The following is a 23,595-nucleotide window of genomic DNA, read 5'->3' on the forward strand; positions in this document are numbered from 1 at the left end:
ACCAATGATTACAGTTGCTTATTTTCGCGCTCTCCCATTGAAGTTCGCCCGCATTCGCCTTAAATCAACACAAAGTGTGGGAACAAATGTGGGAACGGTATGGCGCTGAGTGCCCAAAAGGTGAAAACGGCAGGCCCCGGACGGCACGGTGACGGGCGGGGCTTGTCTCTCTACGTAAAACCCTCTGGCGCAAGATCGTGGGTGCTGCGCTATCAGATGCAGGGGCGGAGGCGTGACCTTGGACTTGGATCATATCCTGACATAACTCTGGCCATGGCGCGGGAGCGTGCTACCGAAGCGCGTCGCTTGATCGCCGAAGGTGAAGACCCAATAGCCAAAAAGCATCAAGCAAAACCCAAAACATTCAAAGACGCGGCATTGGAGTTGATTGAAAGCAAGCGGCCCGGTTGGAAGAACGCCAAGCACGCCGCGCAATGGTCTTCGACGCTTGAAGCCTATGCATACCCCAAGATCGGGCGTTTGCAGGTCGCAAAGGTGCAGACAGCCGATGTGATGGCGTGCCTTGCTCCGATTTGGTCAGAGAAGCCAGAAACGGCAAACCGTGTCCGTCAGCGCATTGAAGCTGTGATCGACTATGCAGGTGCGCTTGGCATTCGGACTGGTGACAATCCAGCCCGGTGGCGTGGACATTTGGATAATCTTTTGCCCAAGCCTAACAAGGTGCGCGCGGTCAAACACCACCCAGCCTTACCTCATGCGAGTATTGCAGAGTTCATGGATGCTCTGAGTGGGCGTGAAGGTGTTGCCGCACGGGCGCTCGCCTTTACGATCCTGACCGCAGCCCGTTCAGGTGAAACGCGCCTCGCGACATGGGCCGAGATTGACCTAGACGCGCTCGTCTGGACCATCCCTGCGCATCGTATGAAGGCCGAGAAAGAACACCGAGTCCCACTCACCAATGCCGCCATTGCATTGCTGGGGCCGCGTCGTGATGACGATGTGCTGGTTTTTGAAAGTGAAGCCAAAGTTGGCAAGCCCATTTCCAACATGAGCATGACTTCTGTGCTGCGCCGTATGGACCATACTGACATAACCGTTCACGGCTTTCGCTCGACCTTCCGAGACTGGGCGGGCGAGACAACGGGCTTCCCGCGAGAAGTGATCGAAGCGGCATTGGCGCACGGCATCAAAGATAAGGCAGAGGCTGCTTACGCGCGTTCTGACCTTTTCGACAAGCGCCGCAAGCTCATGGAGGCTTGGGCCAAGGCTGCAATTCGTTTTGGCAGCGACGACAACGTCGTTTCACTTGTCAATTGAGCAAAGCCAGACCCGCAATCGATTATTCTGAGTACAAGGCTTTCTGCATTGCTGCGAAGCTGGACTTAATAGCTGGAAGACCGCCAAGCCTTTCTTTGCCTTCGCCAATCGTTGAATAACGAGCCTTCAAGAAAACGCCTAACTTTGAGTTTGCAAGCTCTGCAACACCATTGGCCTCATAAGCGCTGAGAATAGACAAAAGAAATTCTCGCAGCTCGCCATCTGGAAGGCTGTCTTCAGAAGCAGTTACGAGTTCGGCTCTCTCTGACCGCGTCTTGGGCGGGTTACTAAAGAGAATATAGGCTATGACATCAAACAGATCGCTGTCCGGTGCATCCACGAGCCGTCGTATGATATCCAACCGAGAGCCATCAAAACCGCGATCACTTAGCTGATCTAGAAAGGTCTGGCGGTTGTCTGGATCACTCCAAACCACACGCAACTGATCTTCACTTGCCACCAATCCAGAGAGTTCGCCGAAGAGTAACTCGATAAATTCATTCGCAGAAATTGGTTTGCCATCTGGTCCCCAGTAAGTTGTGCTGGCCAGATATGCGATCTGTCTAACTTTTCCATCCGAAAGCTTGATCTCGATCTTTTCCGTCGGTGGCCCATCATCGCCATCAGCATCGTCGCCCGGTGAAGGCGCGTCTTCGGGTTCTGTAGGAACGACATGAATTCGGGGCGGTTCCGGGTCCAGTGGTTCACCGTCCCATTCAGGATCGTTGAAGTTTTCATGCGCTTTTACGAAATCCCAGATTGTGAAAAAGTCCTTGCCTTCGAAAGTTCGGGTCCCTCGCCCGATGATTTGCTTAAACTCAATCATGGACTTAACCGGGCGCATCAAAACGATATGACGCACGTTGCGGGCATCAACACCCGTTGAAAGCTTCTGAGACGTCGTCAGGATCGTGGGAATGGTTTTATCGTTGTCTTGGAAGTCGCGAAGCCATTGCTCGCCCACAGCGCCGTCCTCGGCGGTCACGCGATGACAATAGTCGGGATGGTCGCCTGTCTTCACTTGATTAATCAGATCGCGCACCAAACCGGCGTGTTCCTGCGTAGCGCAAAACACGATGGTTTTCTCGCGCTGATCGATCTGCTCCATAAACTCTTTTACACGGCTCAATTCGCGATCTTCGATCACGATCCTCATATTGAACTCGCTTTCGGTGAACGTCTCCCCAACCTCAATCTCTCCTGAAATCAACTCGTCCGAACCGTCATAGACATACTCGTCAATCGTACTGACCATCTGGCGGACCTTGAACGGCGTCAGGAAGCCATCGTCGATCCCGTCGCGAAGGGCATATGAATAGGCGGGCTCACCAAAATAGGCATAGGTATCAGCGTTGTGTTTTCGCTTAGGCGTGGCTGTCAAACCAAGCTGGGCGGCTGGTTGAAAATACTCCAAGATTTGCCGCCATTCGCTCTCGTCCTTGGCCCCGCCCCTATGGCATTCGTCGATCACAATAAAGTCGAAGAAATCCGCCGGGTATTGCTTGTAAACCGGTTCCCCGTCTCCCGTCATGAAGGTCTGGAAGATGGTGAAGAACAGGCTGGCGTTCTTGGGCACACCCTCATTCTTGCGGATGTTGGCGGGGTCGATCCGCGTGACGGCATCATTCGGAAAGGCGGAAAAGGCGTTGTAGGCCTGATCGGCGAGGATATTGCGGTCGGCGAGGAACAGGATGCGCGGGCGGCGCACGGGCTCGCCCGAGAGGTTCCACTTCGCCTGGAACAGCTTCCAAGCGATCTGGAAGGCGATGGATGTTTTGCCCGTCCCAGTCGCGAGTGTGAGAAGGATGCGTTGATCACCCTTGGCCAAGGCCTCAAGCGCAGCATTGACCGCGTTGTGTTGGTAGTAGCGCAGCTCCCATTTGCCACCATCTGTCTCGAAATCCACGGCACCGAAGCGCTCACGCCAAGCGTTCTGATCGTCGAAGGTGCGATCCCAAAGCTCTTCTGGCGTCGGGAACGGTAGGTCGATGTCACCTTCAGCCCCGGTGGACATGTCGATCTGATACCATTTCAGACCGTTGGAAGCGTAAGCGTAGCGAGTTCCAAGTCGTGTCGCGTAGTCCTTTGTTTGCCCAACTCCGTCGCGGTGTGATTTTCCAGCACGCTTTGCCTCTAGCGTGGCGAGCTTCTGGCCCTTGTGAAACAGGACATAGTCACAAGACAAACCCTTGCCGCGCGTGCCTCCGGATTGGATGCGCCCAGGACAGATGACTTCACGACGCACCTTCGAGCCGTTCTGCCCCCAGCCCGCCGCCGCAAGGACGGGGTCAATGCGCTCGGCGCGGGTATCGGCTTCGGTTTCGTCGTGAATGCTCATCTTCTCTACTCGTTAGGTCATGTTAATTCGCCTGCGAAGGCTTTCTGCAAAAGGGATTGGCGAAGGTCGCCGAAGTCTTGGATTTTGGCCTCGTACTTCTTCTTAATGTCTTCCAACTTAGTCTCTGCATCCGATAGTTTATTGGCAAGCTCTGCTTGCAGTTCGACGGAAGCGGGAAAGGTCAGTTCAAGATCGGCAAGAGAAGAGTTCGAAATAACGGGTTGTGCCGCCTGTCGAGCAAGACTCCTCAGGTTCTTGAAGTTCAAAAGGTAAGCAAGAAACCTGTGATCAAAGTCGAAGTTATAGTTCACCACTTTGAACGCGTTATCAGTTAGCCATATGTCGTGGTCGATGTATCTGGCATTGCCGCAAAGCGCACCAACGCGCCCAATTATCACATTGTCACCAGTCAGATTGCACGCGTCGTGGGTGCCAGCAATTCCGTTGCCGCCATAAACGGGGAACGGTCCTGGAACCATCTTCTTGGCCGTAAGGTTCTCGCCACTCTTCAGCCTGAAACAATCCGCAAGCGGATGTGTTTCCCAGCCTTCCGTCTGCTCAGAGAGCATCACAAACCGTAGGCTTTCAAACAAATCTTGCGCATTTTGCAGGTTGGCTTCGGCATGGGCGCGGGCGCGGGCCAGACCCTCAAGGGCCTCGTCCAGAATTGCAACAATCCGCTGTTGTTCTTCCAGCGGCGGGATGGGAATTTCGACCGACTTGAGATTTGTTGCCGAAAGTTCCTTAAAGGTTGTTCCAGAGCCCAACTCGTTCAGCAGGTCACGGCTCATGTCTAGGAAATGATATAGATAAACTGGATCGAGCTTCTCGCTTGGTATAATTCCTCGGCACCCCTGGTTGAACGCCATCGGCGCGGCGTTTATTGCCAAGTGACCTATCGGTGCCCGTGTTGACAGGATCACCGAACCAGCGGGAACCAAACGCGCCGAAGAACCTTTTAGACCTGCTTGCGTGATCGTGCGTGGCGTTTCCGAAATCTCTCGGCCCTCCATCTGCCCCATATCTTTAGGGGTAAGCCACTGAACATCGCCGCCCCAATATTCCGCAACCTTGGACTTGGGTGTGCCGCCGTTGACGACCGTGGCGACATCACTCAGGGCTACAAGGGTCCAGCCTGTCGTCGGCAAATCCTTCACAGCATCCCCCGAATGTCTTCGAGGATTTGCGCCGTCTCGGCATCGCGTTCAAGCATGTCGGCGATGATGTCTTCGGGGCTGCGCAGCGCTTCGGCCTCGGGCGCGTTGGGGTTCTTGACCGACAGATCGCAGGTCTCCTCGTCCAGATCGGTGCGGTTCACGATCCAGCTTTTCTCACCCGTATCGCGGGTGCGCTGCAGCTCGACAAACTCCGCCAGATCGTCATCGTTCAGCGGGTTGGTCTTGCCAAGGCTGCGGCCTGGATCGAGCTGGTAATACCAGATGTCCCGCGTCGGTGCGCCCTTCTCGAAGAACAGCACCACGGTCTTAACGCCCGCGCCCTGGAAGGTGCCTTGCGGGCAATCGAGGACCGTGTGCAGCTCCGCCGCCTCCAGCAATTCCTTGCGCAGCGCGATAGAGGCGTTGTCGGTGTTGCTTAGGAAGGTGTTCTTGATCACCACGGCGGCGCGCCCGCCTGCCTTCAGCTTGCGGATGAAGTGTTGCAGGAACAGGTAGGCCGTCTCGCCCGTGCGGATCGGGAAGTTCTGCTGCACTTCGCGCCGCTCGCCGCCGCCGAAGGGCGGATTGGCGAGGATGATGTCGTGGCGGTCTTTCTCCTGAATATCCATCACGTTCTCATTGAGCGTGTTGGAGTGGATCAGGTTCGGGGCCTCTATACCGTGCAGCACCATATTCATGATCCCGATGATGTAAGCGAGGCCTTTCTTTTCCTGCCCATAGAGCGTGCGGGTTTGAAGGGTCTCGTATGCGGATGCGGACAGGTCGTTGGTGCGCAGATGGCCATAGGCTTCGCAGAGGAAGCCCGCAGAGCCGCAGGCCCCGTCATAGATCGTCTCGCCGATCTTGGGATCGGTGACCTTAATCATCGCGCGGATAAGCGGGCGCGGCGTGTAATATTCGCCCCCATTGCGCCCTGCGTTCCCCATGCGCTTGATGCGGGTTTCATAGAGTTCAGATAGCTCGTGGCGCTGGGCCTGTGTGTTGAAGGCCAGCCCGTCTACCTGTTCCAATACATCGCGCAGGATATAGCCCGAACGAAATTTGTTGCGCAGTTCGGTGAAGACCTCGCCGATTTTGTATTCGATGGTTTGCGGGCTTGTCGCGGATTGCCGGAAGGCGGCGAGGTAGGGAAAAAGCTCGCGATCCACGAAAGTGATCAGATCGTCGCCAATGCGCGCGGAATTATGGTCAAATTCCCCGTTTACCTTGGGCGCAGCCCATTTGTGCCAGCGAAAGTCGCCATCAATAATTGGGGCGTATTCTTTGCCTTCAAGCTCGGCGGCATCTGCCCGCTCACTTTCAAGGTCGGCGAGGTACTTCAGGAACAGCACCCATGAGGTTTGTTCGACGTAATCGAGTTCGTTGGCGATACCTTCCTCGGCTCGCAAGTCACGTTCGATCTTATTGAATGCGTTTTCGTACAATTGCGCCTCACGCTTCTCGTGCTAGTTGCGACCAGTGTTTATCAACACGCGTGTGATCGCAATAGACGAAGCGAGAACATGAACACCTGCGTACGGGTTGCGCCGAACACATGCGAATACTATATTTTGCCGCAATCAACAATAGTGGACACAATATATGGCATCTTTCAGCGGGTTTCTTCGCAAATCACCCAGCGCGCGGTTAAAGGCATGGTCTGAAAATCGCGGGTTGGAAGTACCTGACGACTTCAATTGGCAAAGCGCTGGGCGGGGAAAGGCCCTTGTGACGGAAATCAGCGCCCTGCTTGATGATCTGACCACCCGCAAACAAGATGCGTTGAAAGCCGAGCTGGATCACCTCGCCAGCCTTGCCAATGATAAGGGCATGTTGGCTGCCGAACAGATTTGCCCCGCGCTGGGCATTGATTTGGAAGGGTTGGAAGGCGTGCAGGATGTGATCCTGATGCTTGCAATAGATCACCCACAAGCCCTAGAGCGTGTTGGTGTGCTTGCGTCTCTCAGCCAGCGCTACGGCGGTAAGAGCTGGTCGGCATTCCAGTTCGAAGATGACGGCAAACCGTGGGCCTTAGAAAGTGAAGATGCCCGAACAGCGTTTGTGTCCGATGCAATTGGTATTCTGGAATTGCCGGATCACCGCAAACGCGAAGCGGATTGGTATACCTCTTTTCGCATTCACCCCATCACGGGTGAAGAGTCCGAGATCGTCCACGCCACGATTTATGTCGAAGACCGTGCGGCCAGTGAACTGGCCTTTGGCGCGTCGGAAGGGTTGGAACGGCAAGTTTTTCAGCGCGTGATGGAGGTTGGCATCGCGTGCGATCCCACAAACCGGATCGTCGAGATTTGCGCAAACGGTGGAAAGAAAATGCGGGATCAATATGCGACCGTCTTTTCCAAGCATTTTGCGCCGGATACACCACCACCGATTGAAGCACCGCGTCGAGAGGTTTTGTTAGAGACGCTGCGCGCGCACCCCAGTTTCGTAATTGAGCCATCGGGCGGGATTGACCGTGTCGAAGTGTCAGCGCTCGAATGCTTCGCAACTGGCGGGGGCTTTGCCCGATTTGAACGACGCGGCGAAGACGAAACAGTTTATCAGTTTCTCACGCGGCACTTTGGTGAAGTGTCACCACTCAAGACGCGCGGATGGACGATCACCGGCGCGACATTGAGAATTTTCCTGAAAGCGCAAGAGGGCAAACGGGCACGAACCCTGACCATTACCTTGCGCACGCCGAACACCACGACGATTCCCAACAAAACTGAAACCGACCGTCAGTTTGTCATGCGCCTGCTGGAAAGGTGGAAGCTCGTTGCGCCGCCACCCGAAGACGCCGACGTAATTGAGGCGGCATAAGTGGACGCCGCGCGCCTGCTTGCCGAGATCATCGCGCAGAAAGCACCAGTTTCCGCTGCGCAATACCAGTCGTTCACAGCTTTCAGGTTTTTGATCGAAAGCGGATACGTTGAGGAGGTTGGCATTGTTCAATCCGTTCACTGTGATGATTGCGACCAACCACATGACGCGGATGTGGTCTTTGAATTGGGCGAGTATGGCATCTATTGCCCTGATCTGGGGTTCACCGTTAAAGCGCGGTCGGAACTGATTGCCATCCGGCCAAACTTGGTGCGACTGGTTGAGAACCTCGCAGATTGTTTGGATTGCAAGCGTAGCAAAACCATCCCGATTGATGGTCATACTTGGCGTGTTGGCGTTGTGTCCTGCACGTCAGCAGACGTGGCCGTTTATTTCCAACCCACCTTGCAAGATGCTAATGATCTTCGATCATTGGAAGCTGCACTGGCGCGCGAGGCAAAGGCCAGGTTTGGCGTCATCGTGACGGCGTATGGCGAATTGGCGTGCCCACCATTCAAAACTCTGCACATCGAAGACTGCCTATCAATCGATGAAACAACGGGTCGTTTAGAGTTCGAAGCGGACCTTCTAACCGTTGCAGGCGCGCCGGTGACGCAAACGGGTGGGCGACCAAGCCCATACGCAATCACGCTTCCGAAACTCATTGGTGAACGCCGAAAAACAGGGATGGCGCTACCCGGCACAAATGAAGAAGCGCGAGCCATTCAAGCATTTTTGAAGTCCGCCAGATCAAATGAACCACTCCCATCTCTGTCCACAATAAAGCGCGCAATCGCAAAGGCTTAGACTGGGTCATAACTGGGTCAAAACCTACGCTATGTTTTGACCCACCTCTCGTCCGCCAAGGTTCACTCATCTTCTAACGATGGAGTTCGAACAATGACGGACCAGAAAAAAACACACCAACCTCAACCGCCCATTGCCGTATCACCTGATGAAGCCGCACGGCTCGCCGGGATTGGGCGCACAACACTTTACGCCGCATTGGCAAAAGGTGATCTGCCCAGCATCAAGATCGGTACACGGCGGCTCATTCTGGTAGATGCCATTCGCGACTGGCTTGCACAGCACCAGGGATAAGGCCCCATGCCAAAGTCAGCAAAAATAACCGGAATCAAATCGGTCTGCTGCTACACCATTCAAGAGGCGGCGGACATCACCGGCGTCTCTGAACGGACAGTGCGCGCGTGGATCAAAGGCGGACTTCCAGCAATGACGCAAGAGCGACCGACCTTGATACGTGGCGATACGCTGATTGCGTTCATCAAAGCCCAGCGCAGCGCGCGCAAAACGCTTGTGGGACCAGATCAGTTCTTTTGTTTGAAATGTCGAGATGCGCGCAAACCGGCCAGCGGACTGGTTGATTGTGAAGTGACTGGCGAGCGCGCCAAACTCACGGCGATCTGCGGCGTGTGCGACACGATCATGCACAAGCCAGTTGCTCACACGCAGGTGCCAATGCTGTCCAAGGTCTTCGATTTGACCATCCGCGATGAAGCCCGGACTGTCAAAGGCGTTGTGGTGGAATAGCCGCCCTGAATCGACATTAAGGTGGTGGACATGCACCCCCCTGAACTTCCACTTCGACACTCAAGCGATTGGCATGCTTTTTGATCACCAGCATGAACCTCGTTTTGCCCCATCCCTGCAACAAGCGGGTCACGCACGCAGGGCTTGTTATGGCCCATTCTCAAGCCTCGCAGAAATCACCACCGAATACCATATACCGTCAGCCAAAGAGGTTCTGATATGACCAAAGCTCCAAATGAAAAGAACGAACGCACGAAGCGCGCCTTTCTCACCTACCGCAAGCATTCCGAACAGGTGTCGGACAAAACCTTGGATCGAGAAATCGCAGCGCTTGAACGCTTCGACGTTTGGAATGGGCGCAAGGATTTTGCCAAGTTCCACATTGATTGGGCTGTGGGTTTTCGTGCCCATCTGGATCACGCCAAAGGGCCAACCGGTAAGCCGCTCGCCAAGTCCACCACGCGCGCGATCATGGCAACGATGCGCGCCTTCACTCTTTGGCTCTCTCAGCAAGATGGCTTTCGCCGCCGTATCAAAGCCGCCGATGCCAATTACTTCAAATTGTCGTTGAGAGATGAGGCCGAAGCCCGTGCCGCCCCCGAGCGACCGGCACCCAGCATCCGCCAAGCCAAGCGTGCTTTGGAACGAATGCCCAGCGCCACGCCGCGTCAGAAGCGCGACAAAGCTATCTTTGCGCTGCTGTGCTTGACGGGCATCCGCGTGGCTGCGCTTACCTCGCTCAAAATCAAGCATCTGGACTTGGATGAGAAATCTGTTTCCCAAAACCCGCGCGAGGTGGCCACTAAGTTCGGCAAGCAAATAGACACGTTCTTTGCCAAAGGTTTTAAAGAGGCCGAAGTCGCTTTGGCTGATTGGATCACTTATCTCGACGAAACCGCGCTCTACAGCCCCGATGATCCGCTTTTTCCCGCAACCGCACTCAAAGCCCATTCAAACACGGGTTTCACCGCTGATGGCTTCACCCGTGCCCATTGGAAAACGACAGAACCCGTTCGCAAGATCGTCAATACCGCCTTCGACAATGCCGGAATGCCCGCCTATGGCCCCCACGCCTTCCGGCATATGCTGGCCCGACACGTTGCAAAGACCTGCGGTTCAGTGGCTGAGCTGGTGGCAACGTCCCAGAATTTGGGCCACACTGATGTTTTGACCACGCTTCGCAGCTACGGGCAAATCAATCGCGACGATCAGCGCCGTTTAGTTACGGGGCAAGATTGACGTGGAGAACAGCATTTGCAGTAAAAGAAAAATGTGGGAACAAGTGTGGGAACACTCAACAACCACCCTCAATAAATTATTGAAAAACAACACATTAAACCAAAATTATGGCGGAGGAGGTGGGATTCGAACCCACGGTAGGCGTTAACCCACGCTGGTTTTCAAGACCAGTGCATTCGACCACTCTGCCACTCCTCCGGCAGAACAACGGCTTAGCGCCCATCAGGCGATTCTGAAAGACCCGGCTGGCCAAATTTTGCCACCCCCCCCTGCAGTGCCCTTCCCATGTGATGTGACCACCGCTATCATGCCCGCACGTTACGGGGGCTTTAGAACCACGGGCGTCACAGGCAGGTAAATGCCGCGCACCGGGCAGGTCGCGGCGAAGGGGGCAAGTTATGGCAGTTTTTCCTTTCCGCATGGGGGCTTGTGCGCTTTGCGCGTCGCTGGCGCTGGCCGGATGCGATGAAAACGGGCAATTCACCCTGTTGCCACCTTCGGGCAGTAGCGATGTCACCGAGCCCGCGCCGACCACAACAACCAAGCTGGTAGAACGCGATGTCGAGGCTCCGGATGTGTTTCAGGCCAATGAAAACGGTCTGTGGGACGGACGCCCATCGTTGGGCGGTGTCTGGGTGGCCTATCCCGGCGTCACCGACCCGGAACGGGTGATCATCCGCAATGAAAGCAACGGTAAATTCGTGATTGGCGCGCTGTTCCGGCGCGAACGCGAAAACCCCGGCCCCAAGATTCAGGTCAGCTCGGATGCGGCCTCGGCCCTGGGGATGCTGGCCGGTCAACCGACCTTGCTGAACGTCACCGCCCTGCGCAAGCAGGAGGTGCCCGAAGAACCCGTGGTGTCGAATGAAACCATTGAATCGGCCGAGCTGGACCCAATCGCCGCCGCCGCCGCCGCGATTGACGCGGCCGAGGGCAAGCCCATGGAACCCGTGGGCGATATTACCCCGGCAGCGGGCACCGCGGCCCCGGCCCCCGTCGCCACAACCGCCGCGGCCCCGGCCTCAGGCAGCCTGACCAAACCGTTTGTTCAGATCGGTATCTTCAGCATCGAATCCAACGCCTCCAGCACCGCAAGCCTTCTGCGCGGCAATGGGATCGAGCCGACCGTCTATGAACAGGAAAGCAACGGCAAGAAATTCTGGCGCGTCGTCGTCGGCCCGGCCTCCAGCAGCGCAGATCGCAGCGCGCTTCTGAAAAAGGTCAAAGGGCTGGGCTTTGGCGACGCCTACGCCGTGACAAACTAAGAGGACGCTCGTGAAAGCCTTCCGCCTGCTTCGCCGCCTTGCCCTGATCAGCGTCGCCGCGCTGGCCTTTGGGGCGCCGGCATCCGCCTTTGAAACCCGCGCCACCGCGGCCTATGTGCTGGATCAAACCACCGGCACCGTGCTGATGAACAAAAACGCGCAGACGCCGCTTCCGCCGGCGTCCATGTCCAAGCTGATGACGCTGAACATGTTGTTTGAGGCCCTGCGCGATGGCCGGGTAACGCTGGGAACACAGTTTTCAGTGTCGCAAGCGGCGATGGATATGGGCGGCTCGACCATGTTCCTGACCACCCGTGACCGCCCCACCGTCGAAGACCTGATCCGCGGCATCATCGTGCTGTCAGGCAATGACGCTTGTGTTGTCGTCGCCGAAGGGCTGGCAGGCACCGAGGCCGCCTTCGCCCGCCTGATGACCGAACGCGCCGCCGTTCTGGGCATGGAAAACTCCAGCTTCGCCAATGCCTCGGGCTGGCCACATCCGGGTCAGCGGATGAGCATGCAGGATCTGGCCACCTTGGCCAACCGGCTGATCACCGAGTTCCCCGACTATTATCGCTATTTCGCCGAGGCCGAGTTCGGCTTTGATGGCCGCGCGCCGCAGAACCGGTTCAACCGCAACCCGCTGCTGAAACTGGGCGTGGGCGCCGACGGGCTGAAAACCGGCCACACGAATGAGGCCGGATATGGCCTTGTTGGCTCGGCCATGCAGGGCAAGCGCCGGGTGATCGTTGTGATTTCCGGCCTGACGTCCGAACGCGAACGCGCCGAAGAAAGCGAACGCCTGATCAACTGGGCCTTCCGCCAGTTCGTGCAACGCACCGTGGTGCCGCAGGGCACCCAGCTGGCGCAGGCCGATGTGTGGCTGGGCGCGCAAGGCGCCGTTGACCTGACCGTGGCAAATGACGTCAGTCTGCTGCTGCCCGCCATCATCCCCGGCGATCTGCCCGCCCATATCGAATACAACAACCCGATCACCGCCCCGATTGCTGCCGGGCAGGAACTGGGCACGCTGATCATCGACGTTCCCGGCATGGACGCCGCGCGCGTACCGTTGGTCGCCGCAACGGATGTGGCCAAGGGCGGCGTTGTCACCCGTTTGCGCACCGCGGCCTCTGTGCTCTTGAATAAATTCGCTGCAGGTGCCACTCAGTTCTGACAATGACCTGCGGAACTTTTATCACCTTTGAAGGCATCGACGGCTCGGGCAAATCCACCCAGGCCCGTCTGCTGGCGGATCATCTGCGCAACGCAGGCCGCGACGTGGTGCTGACCCGCGAACCGGGCGGCAGCGCCGGGGCCGAAGAAATCCGCTCTTTGGTGCTGCAAGGCGACCCGGACCGATGGTCGGCTGAAACCGAGATTTTGCTGTTCACCGCCGCCCGTCGCGACCATCTGGAAAAGACCATCCAACCGGCGGTAGAGGCTGGCCAGATCGTGATCTGTGACAGGTTCGCCGATTCCACCCGGCTCTATCAGGGCATCACGCGCGGCGATCTGCGCGGCGTGGTCGATCAGCTGCACAGCCTGATGATCGGGCGCGAGCCTGACCTGACGGTGATCATCGACATGGACCCGACCACAGGCTTGTCCCGCGCCAAGGGGCGCGAAGGCACGGAAGAACGGTTCGAGGATTTCGGGATCGCATTGCAACAGCGCATGCGCGCCGGGTTTCTGGCACTGGCGCAGGAATTCCCAGACCGCTGCGTCGTGATCGACGGCGATCGCGATATTGATGCCGTGGCCGCCGACGTGGCCGCACTGGTCGAAAAGCGGCTGGCATGAGCGTTGATGACGATCTGCCCGAAGCCGACCGCGTCGAAGGCGCGCCGCATCCACGTGAAACCGTCACCCTCTACGGCCATGCGCAGGCCGAGGCCGATTTTCTGGACGCGTTCAACTCAGACCGTCTGCACCACGGCTGGCTGATTTCAGGTGCCGAAGGCGTGGGCAAAGCCACCCTTGCGTGGCGCATTGCTCGGTTTTTGCTGGCCACGCCCATGGATGACGGCGACAGCCTGTTTGGCGCCCCGCCCGCGCCGACGTCATTGGACATCTCGCCCGACCACCCGGTCGCGCATCGCGTGGCGGCCCTGTCTGATCCGGGGCTGTTCCTGATGCGCCGGGCCTATGACCATAAGAAAAAGGGCCTCAAGACCGTCATCACCGTCGATGAGGTGCGCAAGATGAAGTCCTTCTTCGGGCTGTCGGCGACGGATGGCGGGCGGCGCGTGGCGATCATCGACAGCGCCGATGAAATGAATCCCTCCGCCGCGAACGCTGTTCTGAAATTGCTTGAGGAACCCCCGGCGAACACCACTTTACTGCTGATCTCGCATCAGCCGTCGCGCCTGTTGCCGACGATCCGCTCGCGCTGTCGCGCGCTGCGGCTGGGCACGCTGGCGCCGCAGGATATGGCGGATGCCCTGCATCAAGCCGGGGTCGAGCTGGACGATCATCAAGCCCTTGCCGCGCTGTCAGGCGGCTCAGTTGGGGCGGCGGTGCGGCTGGCCAATCTGGGTGGCGAAGCGCTCTATCGCGATCTGATCGCCCTGTTCCACGACCTGCCCCAACTGGATCGCCCCAAGGCGCTGGCCTTGGCGCAAAGCGTGGTGGGCAAAGCGGCGGCGGATCGGTTTGATCTGATGCTCAACCTGTTGGACCTGTTCATGACACGTCTGGCGCGCAGCGGTGCAGGCGCCCTGCCCGACCCGCAAGCCGCCCAGGGCGAGGCCGAATTGATGGCGCGGCTTTGCCCCGATGCCCATTCAGCACGCATCTGGGCGCAGACAGCCCAAGAACTTGGGGCGCGGGTGCGGCGCGGGCACGCGGTCAATCTTGACCCTGCCGCGCTCATCCTTGATACGGTTCTCAGGATTGATCAGACCGCGGCATCTTTGGCCGCCCGTTAGGCCGGATAATGACCCAAGAACCGCACATCACTGACAGCCACTGCCACATTGATTTCCCCGATTTCAAAGATGAACTGCCCGACGTGATTGCGCGCGCGCAGGCGGCGGGGGTTACCCGTATGGTCACCATCTGCACCAAGCTGCGCCAACTGCAACAGGTGCAGGCCATCGCTGAAACCTATGCGCCCGTGTTCTTTGCCGCCGGCACCCACCCGATGAGCGCCGCCGAGGAACCGATGGCCACGCTCGATGAGCTGATTGCGCTGGACCAACACCCCAAATGCGTCGGCATTGGCGAAACCGGTCTGGATTACCACTACACCGCCGACAGCGCGCAGGTGCAAAAGGACAGCCTGCGCATTCACTGCGCCGCCGCGGCCACCACCGGCCTGCCACTGATCATCCACGCCCGCGCCGCCGACGACGACATGGCCCGCATCCTGGCCGAGGAAAACGCCAACGCGCCCTTCAGCTGCGTGATGCATTGCTTCTCGTCCTCGGCCGAGCTGGCCAAGGCTGCGCTTGATCTAGGGTTCTATCTGTCGATGTCCGGCATCGCCGCCTTCCCCAAAAGCCAAGAGCTGCGCGATATTTTCGCCGCCGCCCCGGTGGATCGCATTCTGGTGGAAACCGACGCGCCCTATCTGGCGCCCCCGCCCTATCGCGGTAAGCGTAATGAACCGGCTTACGTTGCCCACACCGCCCGCAAAGGGGCCGAGGTATTCGGCATGGACTACGCCGAATTTGCCGCCCAGACGCAGGCGAATTTTGATCGGCTGTTCACCAAAGTCAGCCAATGGCAGGAGGCCGCCTGATGGCCGAAATCCGTTTCACCATTCTGGGCTGCGGCTCGTCGGGCGGGGTGCCGCGCTTGGGCGGGCACTGGGGGGCTTGCGACCCTGAGAACCCGAAAAACACCCGCAGACGCTGCTCGCTGCTGATCGAACGCGAGGCCGATTCCGGCACCACCACCGTGCTGATCGACACCACACCCGACATGCGCGCCCAACTGTTGGACGCCGGGATCGGACGGTTGGACGCGGTGGTCTATACCCATTCGCACGCCGATCATGTGCACGGGCTGGATGATCTGCGCCAGATCGTGTTCAACACCAAGGAACGCCTGCCGGTCTGGGCCGATGGCCCCACGCAAGAGTCGCTCTATAGCCGGTTTGGCTATGCCTTCACCCAGCCCGAGGACAGCCCCTACCCGCCAATCCTTAATATGCACACGATAGATGGCGATGTAGTCATCGACGGCCCCGGCGGCGCGATCACCCTGACACCGTTCAAGGTGAACCATGGCGCGATTGACGCGCTTGGCTTCCGCATCGGCGATTTGGCCTATCTGCCCGATGTTGCTGAAATATACGACGACGCATGGCCCACGCTGGATGGGCTTGAGACGTTCATCGTCGACGCCCTGCGCCGCACCCCGCATCCGACCCACGCCCATCTGGACAAAGCGTTGGAATGGATCGAGCGGCTGGCCCCGCAACAGGCGGTGCTGACCAACATGCATATTGATCTGGATTACGCCACAGTCGCCGACGAAACACCTGATCACATCCGCCCCGCTTATGATGGGATGATCCTGCGCTTTCAGGTACCCGAGCAATGAGCGCGCTGATCGAAGTTATCCTGCCGGTCTTTTTGATCATCGGCGCGGGGTATATCTCGGTCTGGAGCAAAATCATCACCGAAAGCGGGCTGGACGGGCTGATGAACTTCGCCCAGAAGTTCGCCCTACCCTGTCTGCTGTTTGCCGCCATTTCACGGCTGGATCTGGGGCAGGAGTTTGATCTGCGCCTGCTCAGCAGTTTCTATATCGCCGCGATCATCAGTTTCACCATTGGCCTGACCGGCGCGCGGATGCTGTTTGACCGCAGCTGGGAAGACAGCGTTGCCATCGGCTTTGTCGCGCTGTTTTCGAACTCGCTTTTGCTGGGCGTGCCGATCACCGAACGCGCCTATGGCAGTGATGCGCTGGCGGCGAACTTCGCGATCATCTCGGTCCACTCGCCGATCTGCTATGGCCTTGGCATCACCGCGATGGAAATCGCCCGCGCCCGCAAGTCGCGCAAACGCTTTGGTGCAACGGTGCTGTCGATCCTGCGGGCGATGTTCTCCAACGCACTGGTGCTGGGGATCGCGCTGGGATTTGTCGTCAACCTGACGGGCCTGCCCCTGCCCGGCCCCGTCTGGGACGCGCTGGACCTGATGATCCGCGCCGCCCTGCCCGCCGCGCTGTTCGGGCTGGGGGGCGTGCTGTATTTCTATCGCCCCGAAGGCGATTTTCGCACCATCCTGTTTGTGACCTGCCTGTCGCTGATCCTGCACCCTATACTGGCCTATTCGTTGGGCAAGCTTCAGGGGCTAAGCACCGAACAGATGCGCTCCATGGTGGTGACCGCGGCGATGGCACCGGGGGTGAACGCCTATATCTTTGCATCGCTCTACAACACCGCCAAACGGGTTGCGGCGTCGGCGGTGCTGTTGGGCACCGCGGCATCGATCTTTACAGCCTGGCTATGGCTGCTGGTCCTGCCCTGATCCCTTGCGCGCGCCCCCTGCCATGGGGTAGCAGGGGCCAACACCAAGGAGCATCCAATGGCCAAGACCGTTCAGATCAAAGATATCACCGTCTCGAATGACGCGCCCTTCACCCTGATCGCCGGGCCTTGCCAGCTTGAATCGCTCGACCATGCCCGGATGATGGCCGAAAAAGTGCTGGAAGCCGCCGCGCCCACCGGCACCAACGTCATTTTTAAATCGAGCTTTGACAAGGCAAACCGCTCGTCGGTGGATGCCGCGCGCGGCATGGGGATTGATCACGGGCTCGAGGTGCTGGCCACCATCGGCCAGGAGTTCGGCTGCCCGGTCATCACCGACGTGCATGACATCGAACAGGTGAACCGCGCCGCACAGGCGGTGGACGTGTTGCAAATCCCGGCGTTTCTTAGCCGTCAGACCGATCTTTTGCTGGCTGCAGGGGAAACCGGCAAAGCGATCAACGTTAAAAAGGGGCAGTTCCTTGCGCCTTGGGACATGCAGCATGTGGCGGCCAAGATCGCCTCGACCGGCAATGAAAACATCATGCTGTGCGAACGCGGGGCCAGCTTTGGCTATAACATGCTGGTGTCCGATATGCGATCACTGCCGATCATGGCGCAAACCGGCTATCCGGTGGTGTTTGACGCGACGCACTCGGTGCAACTGCCCGGCGGGCAAGGCACCTCCAGCGGCGGGCAACGTGAATTCGTGGCGCCCTTGGCGCGTGCAGCGGTGGCCGTGGGCACCGGGGCGGTGTTTATCGAGACCCACCAAGACCCCGATAACGCGCCTTGCGATGGCCCCAACATGGTGGCGGTCGACAAGTTGGGTGGCGTTCTGGCGGAACTCAGCGCGATTGATAAGCTGGTGAAGGGGCTGTAACGCCCCCGCCCTTAGCGGACCTTCAGCAGCAACAGCATCAGGAACCACAGGGTTCCGATGTGGATCAGCAGATAACGGATCAGCACCTGCGAGTTTGACCAGTTCAGGTTCTTGCGCGAATGGTCGTGCAGCGGAAACCGTACCGAGCTGAGCAACCGAATACGGAAGATGCGGATCAGGGCAACCTTTACCAGCCCCGTGGCGCCATTCACCAGGATCAGCCCGGCGACAAAGAAGATCAGTGTCGGATTGCCCACCACAACGATGCACATGCCGATGAACAGCCCGATCGGGCGCGACCCGGCGTCGCCCATCAGCGCCACGCTGGGCGGGGCGTTGTACCACAGGTAGCCCAGGATCGAGCCGACCAGAATGGCCGAGACAATGACCCAATAGGCAGCCTCGGGCTTGAAGGGCAGCAACAGGTATTCGGCGTTTTCGACGTTGCCAACGGCGGAATACATGATGAACCCCAAAACCGTGATCGTCACCGCCGACAGGCTGCCCGACAGACCATCCACCCCGTCATTGCAGTTCAGCGCATTGATCGACAGCCAGACCACCGGTGTATAGATCGCCACAGCCAGCCAATAGGGCACTTCAAACACCATATCGGTGAAGGGAAGCCACATGTTCTGATCTTCGCCATAAAGGATGATCAGACTGGCCGCGAGCGCCAGAAACAGATCGCTGACGCCAAGGGTCAGTTCGCTATAGCCGCCCTCTTTGACATCATCGCCAAAGCCCACCAGCGAGGCCGCAAACAGCACCAGCATGCACAGGTAAACCTTCAGATCGAAGGGCACGAACAGGATCGTCGCCACCAGGGTGAACAGGATCATGAAGATCCCCACCCCCATCGGTTTGCCCACGCTGGCCTCGGCGTTGAACGCATGCGCACGGCCCTTGTCGGTCGTGGCCAGATGCCACAGCCGTGGCAGCAGGAACAGGCTGGCGGCAGTCGACAGCAACGATCCAAGCGACGCCAAAACCAGAATTGAGGTCAAAAGCCGGATCGGCCCCCAGACGTCGCCCAACGCGTTGACAAGAAATTCGGTAATCATACTGCTCGTTCACCTGTTTTCGGTGTTATTAACCTTGGTTTTGCGCTGGTACCGCAAAACGGCGCGCAAAACAATGTTTGGCCCATCGGCCGGGCCACAAAGACCCGGCACAAAAGGCTAGATCAGTTGCCAATATCGGTCGCAGTATCGGCCAGGCCCAGGGTCGGGATGATCTGGCTGATGGTGCGGTTCCAGCGCGTGACCGGCTGCTCTGACACAAAGACCACGTCATTGGGGCGCAGTTCAAACCGGGTCGCCAGCAGAAGGTTCGCCGCATTCGAAGCGTCCAGTTGCCATGCGGTTACCCCGCTGAATTCACGCGGATCGGGCGAGCCCCGCAACACGTAAATCTGGCGCACATCGGCAAAGGTCGTCGACAAACCGCCCGCATTGTCAAACAGCGCATCCGCCAGCGAGGCCGAATGGCCAAACGGCAGCGCAAAGCGCGACTGACGGCGCACCTCACCGGTCAGGTACACATAGTCACGCTCGACCCCGCCATATTCAAACCGACGGTCGAAATTCTCGCGCTGTTCCTGCAAAGAGGCACGGCGAATGCTGATTTCGGTGTCCAGCTCGGCAAGGGCCGCCTGACGCGAGCTTTGCTTGAACTGTGCCAGCTGGATTTGCTCTTCGAAATAGCTTTGCGCCTGTTCCAGATCATACTCGGTGTCGACGAAAACGCTGTCGCCATCCACCAGCTGCACCCGGCGCAACCCGGTGCGGGCGTAAAGCTCGGACAGCGGAATCTGGTACAGCGTTCCGGCGCGATAAATCCGCACCGATGCATAATCCAGATCCGAGGCCGTCACCCCGCCCGCCGCAGCCAATGCCGCATCCAAAAAGAGCGGAGTCAGCGTGATGGGCGCGACCGTCGGCTTGCTAACCGCCCCGCCAATTGAAACTTTCTTGGAATTGAACTCGGCGATCTCAAGGCTGAAAGTCGGATCAATCTGATTTTCCACCAGACGGCGGAACAGTTCGGCTTCGGCCTCTTCCAGGGTCAGCCCGGCGACGCCGACACGGCCAACATCAGGAATCGCAATCACCCCGTCATCTTGCACGGTATATCCCTGACGGCGGTTTTGCGCAGCCAGAAGGCCAGACAATTCCTCAACCGTCGACCCGGCAGTTTGCGTTGCCAGCAACAGTACATCGCCAACGCCAATCCGGTAGGGGCCGGGGTTCACAGCAGGCGGAATGCGCACATTCAACTGGCCCGGGTTTTGTTCGGGTTCGAACACCGGCTCGGGCAGCGCCCCTGCACCGCGCAGGCTGCCGCCTCCGGCATATTGCGAAAACACCGCGGGCAGGCTGCGTGGCTGGTAATCCACCTGATTGGCCAGCAACGCATTTTCAGCGGTAATCGGCATAACCCGTACTTGCGATGAATCCGTGGCACCGCTTTGAACGGTGGGGCTGTGATAGATCACGCCACAGCCCGAAAGCGCAAAAGCAGCTGCGGCCGCGGCAATTAGCTGAAATCGCAAGGTTCAATCTCCGTTCCGTTCGGACCGCGCCAGAATTTGACACGTACGTCCGTTGACTGTTTAGGGCTTGTGGGCATTACGGGACAAGCCCGATCTGCAATGCGCCAGCTCCTTCGCTGACCCACTGGCGCGATTGCACAATTTCTGCGCCGCGCACCCAGTATAGGTTGGTGAACTGCGAGGCAGGGCCGACGCAGTCCTCTGACATCAAAGTTGCGGTGTATTGCGCACCGGCAAGGGTAAACTCCCGTGGCCCGGAATTGGTCACGTCACACACATAACTGCGAAACACGGTTTCGTTTTCGCCCCCTAGATAACTGTGAAACCGCTTGGCCTGCCCTTCTCGGCGGCCCAGAACCAGCGGCATCACCTGCGACAGGTCCGCCGTAATCAGGTCAAAGCTTATGCCGCGCGTGCCCTCCAGCATCCCTTGATGGGTGATAATGGAAACATCATCGGTGGTGATCCAAGTCGCGCGCCCGTCCCGCATGTTCAACAACAGCATCGGGGCAACCTTGCCAAACTCTTCAACCCCCACCAGCAGCCCGGGGCGCCCCTGCTGCAACAACAGCTGCGCGCGCGAGAAGGCACGGTTGATCTCGTCTTCGGAGCGGGTTTTGCCGCGCAATTCATCCAACTGGCTGGGTCCATCTTCCGAAGAACAGCCCATGCCCAACGCCAGCGCGCACAATCCTATGGCCTTCAGCAAAGGTTTCATCGCCAGAATTTCCCCCAGCTCTTTGCCAGCTCCGGATCGTGATAATCACGCGTAAGCCCATACAGACGGTTGCGCACATTCAGCCGTGCGCCGCCATCACGGGTGACCGGGCTGATCGACGTGCTAAAGCCACTTTTGGTGGGTTCGCCCGACAGAACCGACGTCGGGATCGTAATCCGGATGCCCTTGTCAAAAGAGCCCTCGCCGAAATCGCTGAACGGCACGTCCGTCAGGGTGAAATAGGCCCCGACCCGCACGCCATTGGCAAACTCGCGATCCAAGGCAAAGGTCGCGCCCCAATCCCCAGCCAGATACCGGCCCACATCGACCTGCGCCAGATAGCCATCGCCGAATTCGTAATAGGCCGACGCATGGCCGGTCACGATGTCATAGCTTTGAAAGCCAAGGCCAAGGTCGAAATCCCGCTGTTTGACATAGTTCAGTTCAACCCCAAAAGCCCAGGGGCCTGTGACGGGTTTCCAAAGGACTTCTCCGGAAATCCCACCATACATCCGCTCCAGATACCCTGCCGTCACGCGACCGTACAGGTTGGCGCCGGGGCGAAAGAAATATTCAGTCGTCAGATAGCTAAGCTCCAGTTCTGACTGGACTTCGTAAAGGCCGGAATCTGATCGCACGCGCGGCAGAACCGAGTTCGACGTCCGGGTGACTTCGTCAAGGTTGCCGATGATCGGCTGGCGCAGACTGCCCGAAAAGATCAAACCGGGGCGAGGGGTGTAGCTTAGATCGAACTGGGCGCCAAAATCGGCCCGCAGCGGGTTATCCGGGTCAAACAACGAGGGACGGAAGTAAGGCTTCACCCCATAGCTCAGGCGGGGGTACAGCCCCTCTATCGCCTCAACCGACACATCCGCTGCGTCTTCGATATCGGCCCGGACATATGACTTCCAGGCCCCGTCCAGTGCAAACTCCAGCTCTTCCAAATCATCCCGCTTCAGGGTGATTTTTGACTGTGGCTGCCCTTTTTCCACGGGCACGATCACGAAGGTTTCGACACTGGGCGGCAAGGTGTTGGCCATCACGCGTGCGGTGCGCCCCACAGCCTGCCCGCTGGCATCAAAACGCCGGTTGCGCAACAGGACGGTGGCGCTGGTCGGGGTCAGGTCAAACCCGTCCAGACGCAGCCCCTCGTTTTTCAACTCGGCCGCCAGCACATCTTTAAGCTGCTGCTCGCGGCGCGGCTCCTGCTGCCAGGTGTCGCCCCAGCTGGCTGCGGCCAGCGCGTTGCGTGGCGATATCGGTTCGGGGGATTCTTCGCGCCCGCCGGGATAGCTTGGCGTCTTGGGGTTGAAACCATAGGTCAGGTTCACCCCGAATTCCGAGCCATAAAGATAATACCCACCCAGCGTCCAGCCGTTTTCAAACTGATAGCTGGCGCCAAAGTTTAGCGGCGATTTATGGGTCAGCAGCCCCCGGCTTTCCTCGGCGCTATAATCATCTGATGAATACTCTGCCGTCAGCGTCAGCTTATCGGTTGCCTGCCACTGCACCCCGGCAAACAAGGCCGCATCGCCGCGAAACCACTGGTCAAAATCCAGCCGTCCCGTGGTGTTGATACCGCCTCCGTTGGCCGGGCGCGTTTCAAACCCGTCGTTCAGGATGCCCAAGGGGTTGGTGAACCCGTTGTAAGTGCCATAACGCCCCCAGCCGATCCCGACGGTGCCCGAAAAGCGCGGCGTGAAATGCTTGGAGGCCACAAGATATTCCGCCGCCAGAACACCGGTACCGCCAAAATCCTGAATCCCCACGGACACAGCCGGCTGATAGGCAGTTTCCTCAAGCAGCTGATAGCGTAAATCGAAACTACGGTCATAACGCGACTGACCGCCCGCATCGAAGTCACTGATGATCGAATACCGGAACGAGCCCGACAAACGCGGCGCAATCTGAAACGTCAGCGTGTATTTCGACGTCGGCCCAAAATGGCTGATCGTGGTCGACAGCTGACCATCAGGCTGTGCAAACCCTGTGGGCATGTCGATCAGACCAGAAGTCCCGTAGAATGAAAGAGACGGCGCCTCTTGCCCCATTGCCACACAGGGCGTCATGGCCATCCCGGCCAGACAGATGCGTATTGCCTTATGCATCACGTCGCACAGTCCTCACGTATTTCTGCCCAGCAGCTTCTACAGCAATCCGCTGGCTTGGCCAGTACGCCCAACGTCGTGTCCCCGCAATTCGAGACATTGTTGCAAAAACCTGACGCGCAACTGTGCACCGCGACAAAACCCGGCAAAAACGTGCCCAATCAGATCAGAATTTAAACAATTGCTTTGCAACGCCGGG

At 58.5% G+C, this 23,595-nt stretch carries 21 protein-coding genes and 1 tRNA gene; 14 read left to right on the plus strand and 8 right to left on the minus strand.

Going from position 1 to position 23,595, the window contains the following annotated elements:
• Nucleotides 1–99: 99 nt before the first annotated feature.
• Nucleotides 100–1,278 carry a tyrosine-type recombinase/integrase gene (locus ATO10_RS10960; protein ID WP_202898658.1) on the plus strand — a complete coding sequence of 393 codons (1,179 nt, stop codon included), beginning with the start codon at nt 100–102 and terminating at the stop codon, nt 1,276–1,278.
• Nucleotides 1,279–1,300: 22 nt separating this feature from the next.
• Here ATO10_RS10960 and hsdR read toward each other — a convergent pair whose 3' ends face one another.
• Genes hsdR through ATO10_RS10975 form a run of 3 tightly spaced genes read right to left on the minus strand, consistent with a single transcriptional unit; the run spans nt 1,301 to nt 6,218 of the window.
• On the minus strand, nt 1,301–3,616 hold the full coding sequence (gene hsdR / locus ATO10_RS10965) for an EcoAI/FtnUII family type I restriction enzme subunit R (RefSeq protein WP_035251375.1): 2,316 nt from the start codon (nt 3,614–3,616) through the stop codon (nt 1,301–1,303).
• Between the two features lie 17 nt (nt 3,617–3,633).
• Nucleotides 3,634–4,773 carry a restriction endonuclease subunit S gene (locus tag ATO10_RS16000; RefSeq protein WP_051598091.1) on the minus strand — a complete coding sequence of 380 codons (1,140 nt, stop codon included), beginning with the start codon at nt 4,771–4,773 and terminating at the stop codon, nt 3,634–3,636.
• Nucleotides 4,770–6,218, minus strand: a complete 1,449-nt coding sequence (locus ATO10_RS10975) for a class I SAM-dependent DNA methyltransferase (RefSeq protein ID WP_035251377.1) — start codon at nt 6,216–6,218, stop codon at nt 4,770–4,772. Before ATO10_RS10975 ends, ATO10_RS16000 begins: the two co-directional genes overlap by 4 nt.
• A gap of 283 nt (nt 6,219–6,501) precedes the next feature.
• Here ATO10_RS10975 and ATO10_RS10980 point away from each other — a divergent pair, with 283 nt between their 5' ends.
• The 5 genes from ATO10_RS10980 to ATO10_RS11000 all read left to right on the plus strand — a co-directional run bounded on the left by ATO10_RS10980 (nt 6,502) and on the right by ATO10_RS11000 (nt 10,386).
• On the plus strand, nt 6,502–7,596 hold the full coding sequence (locus ATO10_RS10980; protein WP_155886752.1) for a hypothetical protein: 1,095 nt from the start codon (nt 6,502–6,504) through the stop codon (nt 7,594–7,596).
• Nucleotides 7,597–8,403, plus strand: coding sequence for a hypothetical protein (locus ATO10_RS10985; protein WP_035251380.1), 807 nt, complete (start codon nt 7,597–7,599; stop codon nt 8,401–8,403).
• 93 nt (nt 8,404–8,496) lie between these two features.
• Nucleotides 8,497–8,697 carry a helix-turn-helix domain-containing protein gene (locus tag ATO10_RS10990; protein ID WP_035251381.1) on the plus strand — a complete coding sequence of 67 codons (201 nt, stop codon included), beginning with the start codon at nt 8,497–8,499 and terminating at the stop codon, nt 8,695–8,697.
• A 6-nt stretch (nt 8,698–8,703) separates the two neighbouring features.
• A complete protein-coding gene (locus tag ATO10_RS10995) occupies nt 8,704–9,147 on the plus strand; it encodes a helix-turn-helix domain-containing protein (RefSeq protein WP_035251382.1) in 444 nt (147 codons plus the stop codon).
• Nucleotides 9,148–9,366: 219 nt separating this feature from the next.
• Nucleotides 9,367–10,386 (plus strand): tyrosine-type recombinase/integrase, encoded by a 1,020-nt coding sequence (locus ATO10_RS11000; protein WP_051598092.1) that lies wholly within the window; start codon nt 9,367–9,369, stop codon nt 10,384–10,386.
• A gap of 108 nt (nt 10,387–10,494) precedes the next feature.
• Here ATO10_RS11000 and ATO10_RS11005 read toward each other — a convergent pair.
• A tRNA-Ser gene (locus ATO10_RS11005) sits at nt 10,495–10,584 on the minus strand.
• A 200-nt stretch (nt 10,585–10,784) separates the two neighbouring features.
• Between ATO10_RS11005 and ATO10_RS11010 the strand changes: the two genes are divergently transcribed.
• The 8 genes from ATO10_RS11010 to kdsA are packed head-to-tail and all read left to right on the plus strand — an operon-like array spanning nt 10,785 to nt 18,016.
• Complete coding sequence (locus ATO10_RS11010; protein ID WP_035251383.1) at nt 10,785–11,651, plus strand: SPOR domain-containing protein; 867 nt, start codon at nt 10,785–10,787, stop codon at nt 11,649–11,651.
• 10 nt (nt 11,652–11,661) lie between these two features.
• Nucleotides 11,662–12,828 (plus strand): D-alanyl-D-alanine carboxypeptidase family protein, encoded by a 1,167-nt coding sequence (locus ATO10_RS11015; RefSeq protein WP_420313642.1) that lies wholly within the window; start codon nt 11,662–11,664, stop codon nt 12,826–12,828.
• A 2-nt stretch (nt 12,829–12,830) separates the two neighbouring features.
• Nucleotides 12,831–13,454 carry a dTMP kinase gene (gene tmk / locus ATO10_RS11020; protein ID WP_035251384.1) on the plus strand — a complete coding sequence of 208 codons (624 nt, stop codon included), beginning with the start codon at nt 12,831–12,833 and terminating at the stop codon, nt 13,452–13,454.
• Nucleotides 13,451–14,581: a DNA polymerase III subunit delta' gene (locus tag ATO10_RS11025; RefSeq protein WP_035251385.1), complete on the plus strand. Its 1,131-nt coding sequence runs from the start codon at nt 13,451–13,453 to the stop codon at nt 14,579–14,581. Before tmk ends, ATO10_RS11025 begins: the two co-directional genes overlap by 4 nt.
• 8 nt (nt 14,582–14,589) lie before the next feature.
• Entirely contained in the window at nt 14,590–15,396 is an 807-nt protein-coding gene (locus tag ATO10_RS11030; RefSeq protein ID WP_035251386.1) for a TatD family hydrolase, read from the plus strand.
• Nucleotides 15,396–16,202, plus strand: a complete 807-nt coding sequence (locus ATO10_RS11035) for an MBL fold metallo-hydrolase (RefSeq protein WP_035251387.1) — start codon at nt 15,396–15,398, stop codon at nt 16,200–16,202. The genes ATO10_RS11030 and ATO10_RS11035 overlap by 1 nt, the downstream gene beginning before the upstream one ends.
• Complete coding sequence (locus ATO10_RS11040; protein WP_035251388.1) at nt 16,199–17,134, plus strand: AEC family transporter; 936 nt, start codon at nt 16,199–16,201, stop codon at nt 17,132–17,134. Before ATO10_RS11035 ends, ATO10_RS11040 begins: the two co-directional genes overlap by 4 nt.
• A gap of 57 nt (nt 17,135–17,191) precedes the next feature.
• Nucleotides 17,192–18,016, plus strand: a complete 825-nt coding sequence (gene kdsA, locus ATO10_RS11045) for a 3-deoxy-8-phosphooctulonate synthase (RefSeq protein WP_035251389.1) — start codon at nt 17,192–17,194, stop codon at nt 18,014–18,016.
• A gap of 11 nt (nt 18,017–18,027) precedes the next feature.
• Here kdsA and ATO10_RS11050 read toward each other — a convergent pair whose 3' ends face one another.
• From ATO10_RS11050 to ATO10_RS11065, 4 genes are all read right to left on the minus strand, one after another.
• Entirely contained in the window at nt 18,028–19,080 is a 1,053-nt protein-coding gene (locus ATO10_RS11050) for an MraY family glycosyltransferase (protein WP_035251391.1), read from the minus strand.
• Nucleotides 19,081–19,202: 122 nt separating this feature from the next.
• The gene (locus ATO10_RS11055) at nt 19,203–20,570 is read right to left on the minus strand and encodes a polysaccharide biosynthesis/export family protein (RefSeq protein WP_238323474.1); all 1,368 of its coding nucleotides are present in this window, start codon (nt 20,568–20,570) and stop codon (nt 19,203–19,205) included.
• A gap of 76 nt (nt 20,571–20,646) precedes the next feature.
• A complete protein-coding gene (locus ATO10_RS16005) occupies nt 20,647–21,288 on the minus strand; it encodes a YjbF family lipoprotein (RefSeq protein WP_051598093.1) in 642 nt (213 codons plus the stop codon).
• Complete coding sequence (locus tag ATO10_RS11065; RefSeq protein ID WP_081806500.1) at nt 21,285–23,396, minus strand: YjbH domain-containing protein; 2,112 nt, start codon at nt 23,394–23,396, stop codon at nt 21,285–21,287. The genes ATO10_RS16005 and ATO10_RS11065 overlap by 4 nt, the downstream gene beginning before the upstream one ends.
• Nucleotides 23,397–23,595 lie beyond the last annotated feature (199 nt).

The sequence above is a fragment of the Actibacterium atlanticum genome (assembly GCF_000671395.1).
GTDB classification, from domain to species: domain Bacteria; phylum Pseudomonadota; class Alphaproteobacteria; order Rhodobacterales; family Rhodobacteraceae; genus Actibacterium_D; species Actibacterium_D atlanticum.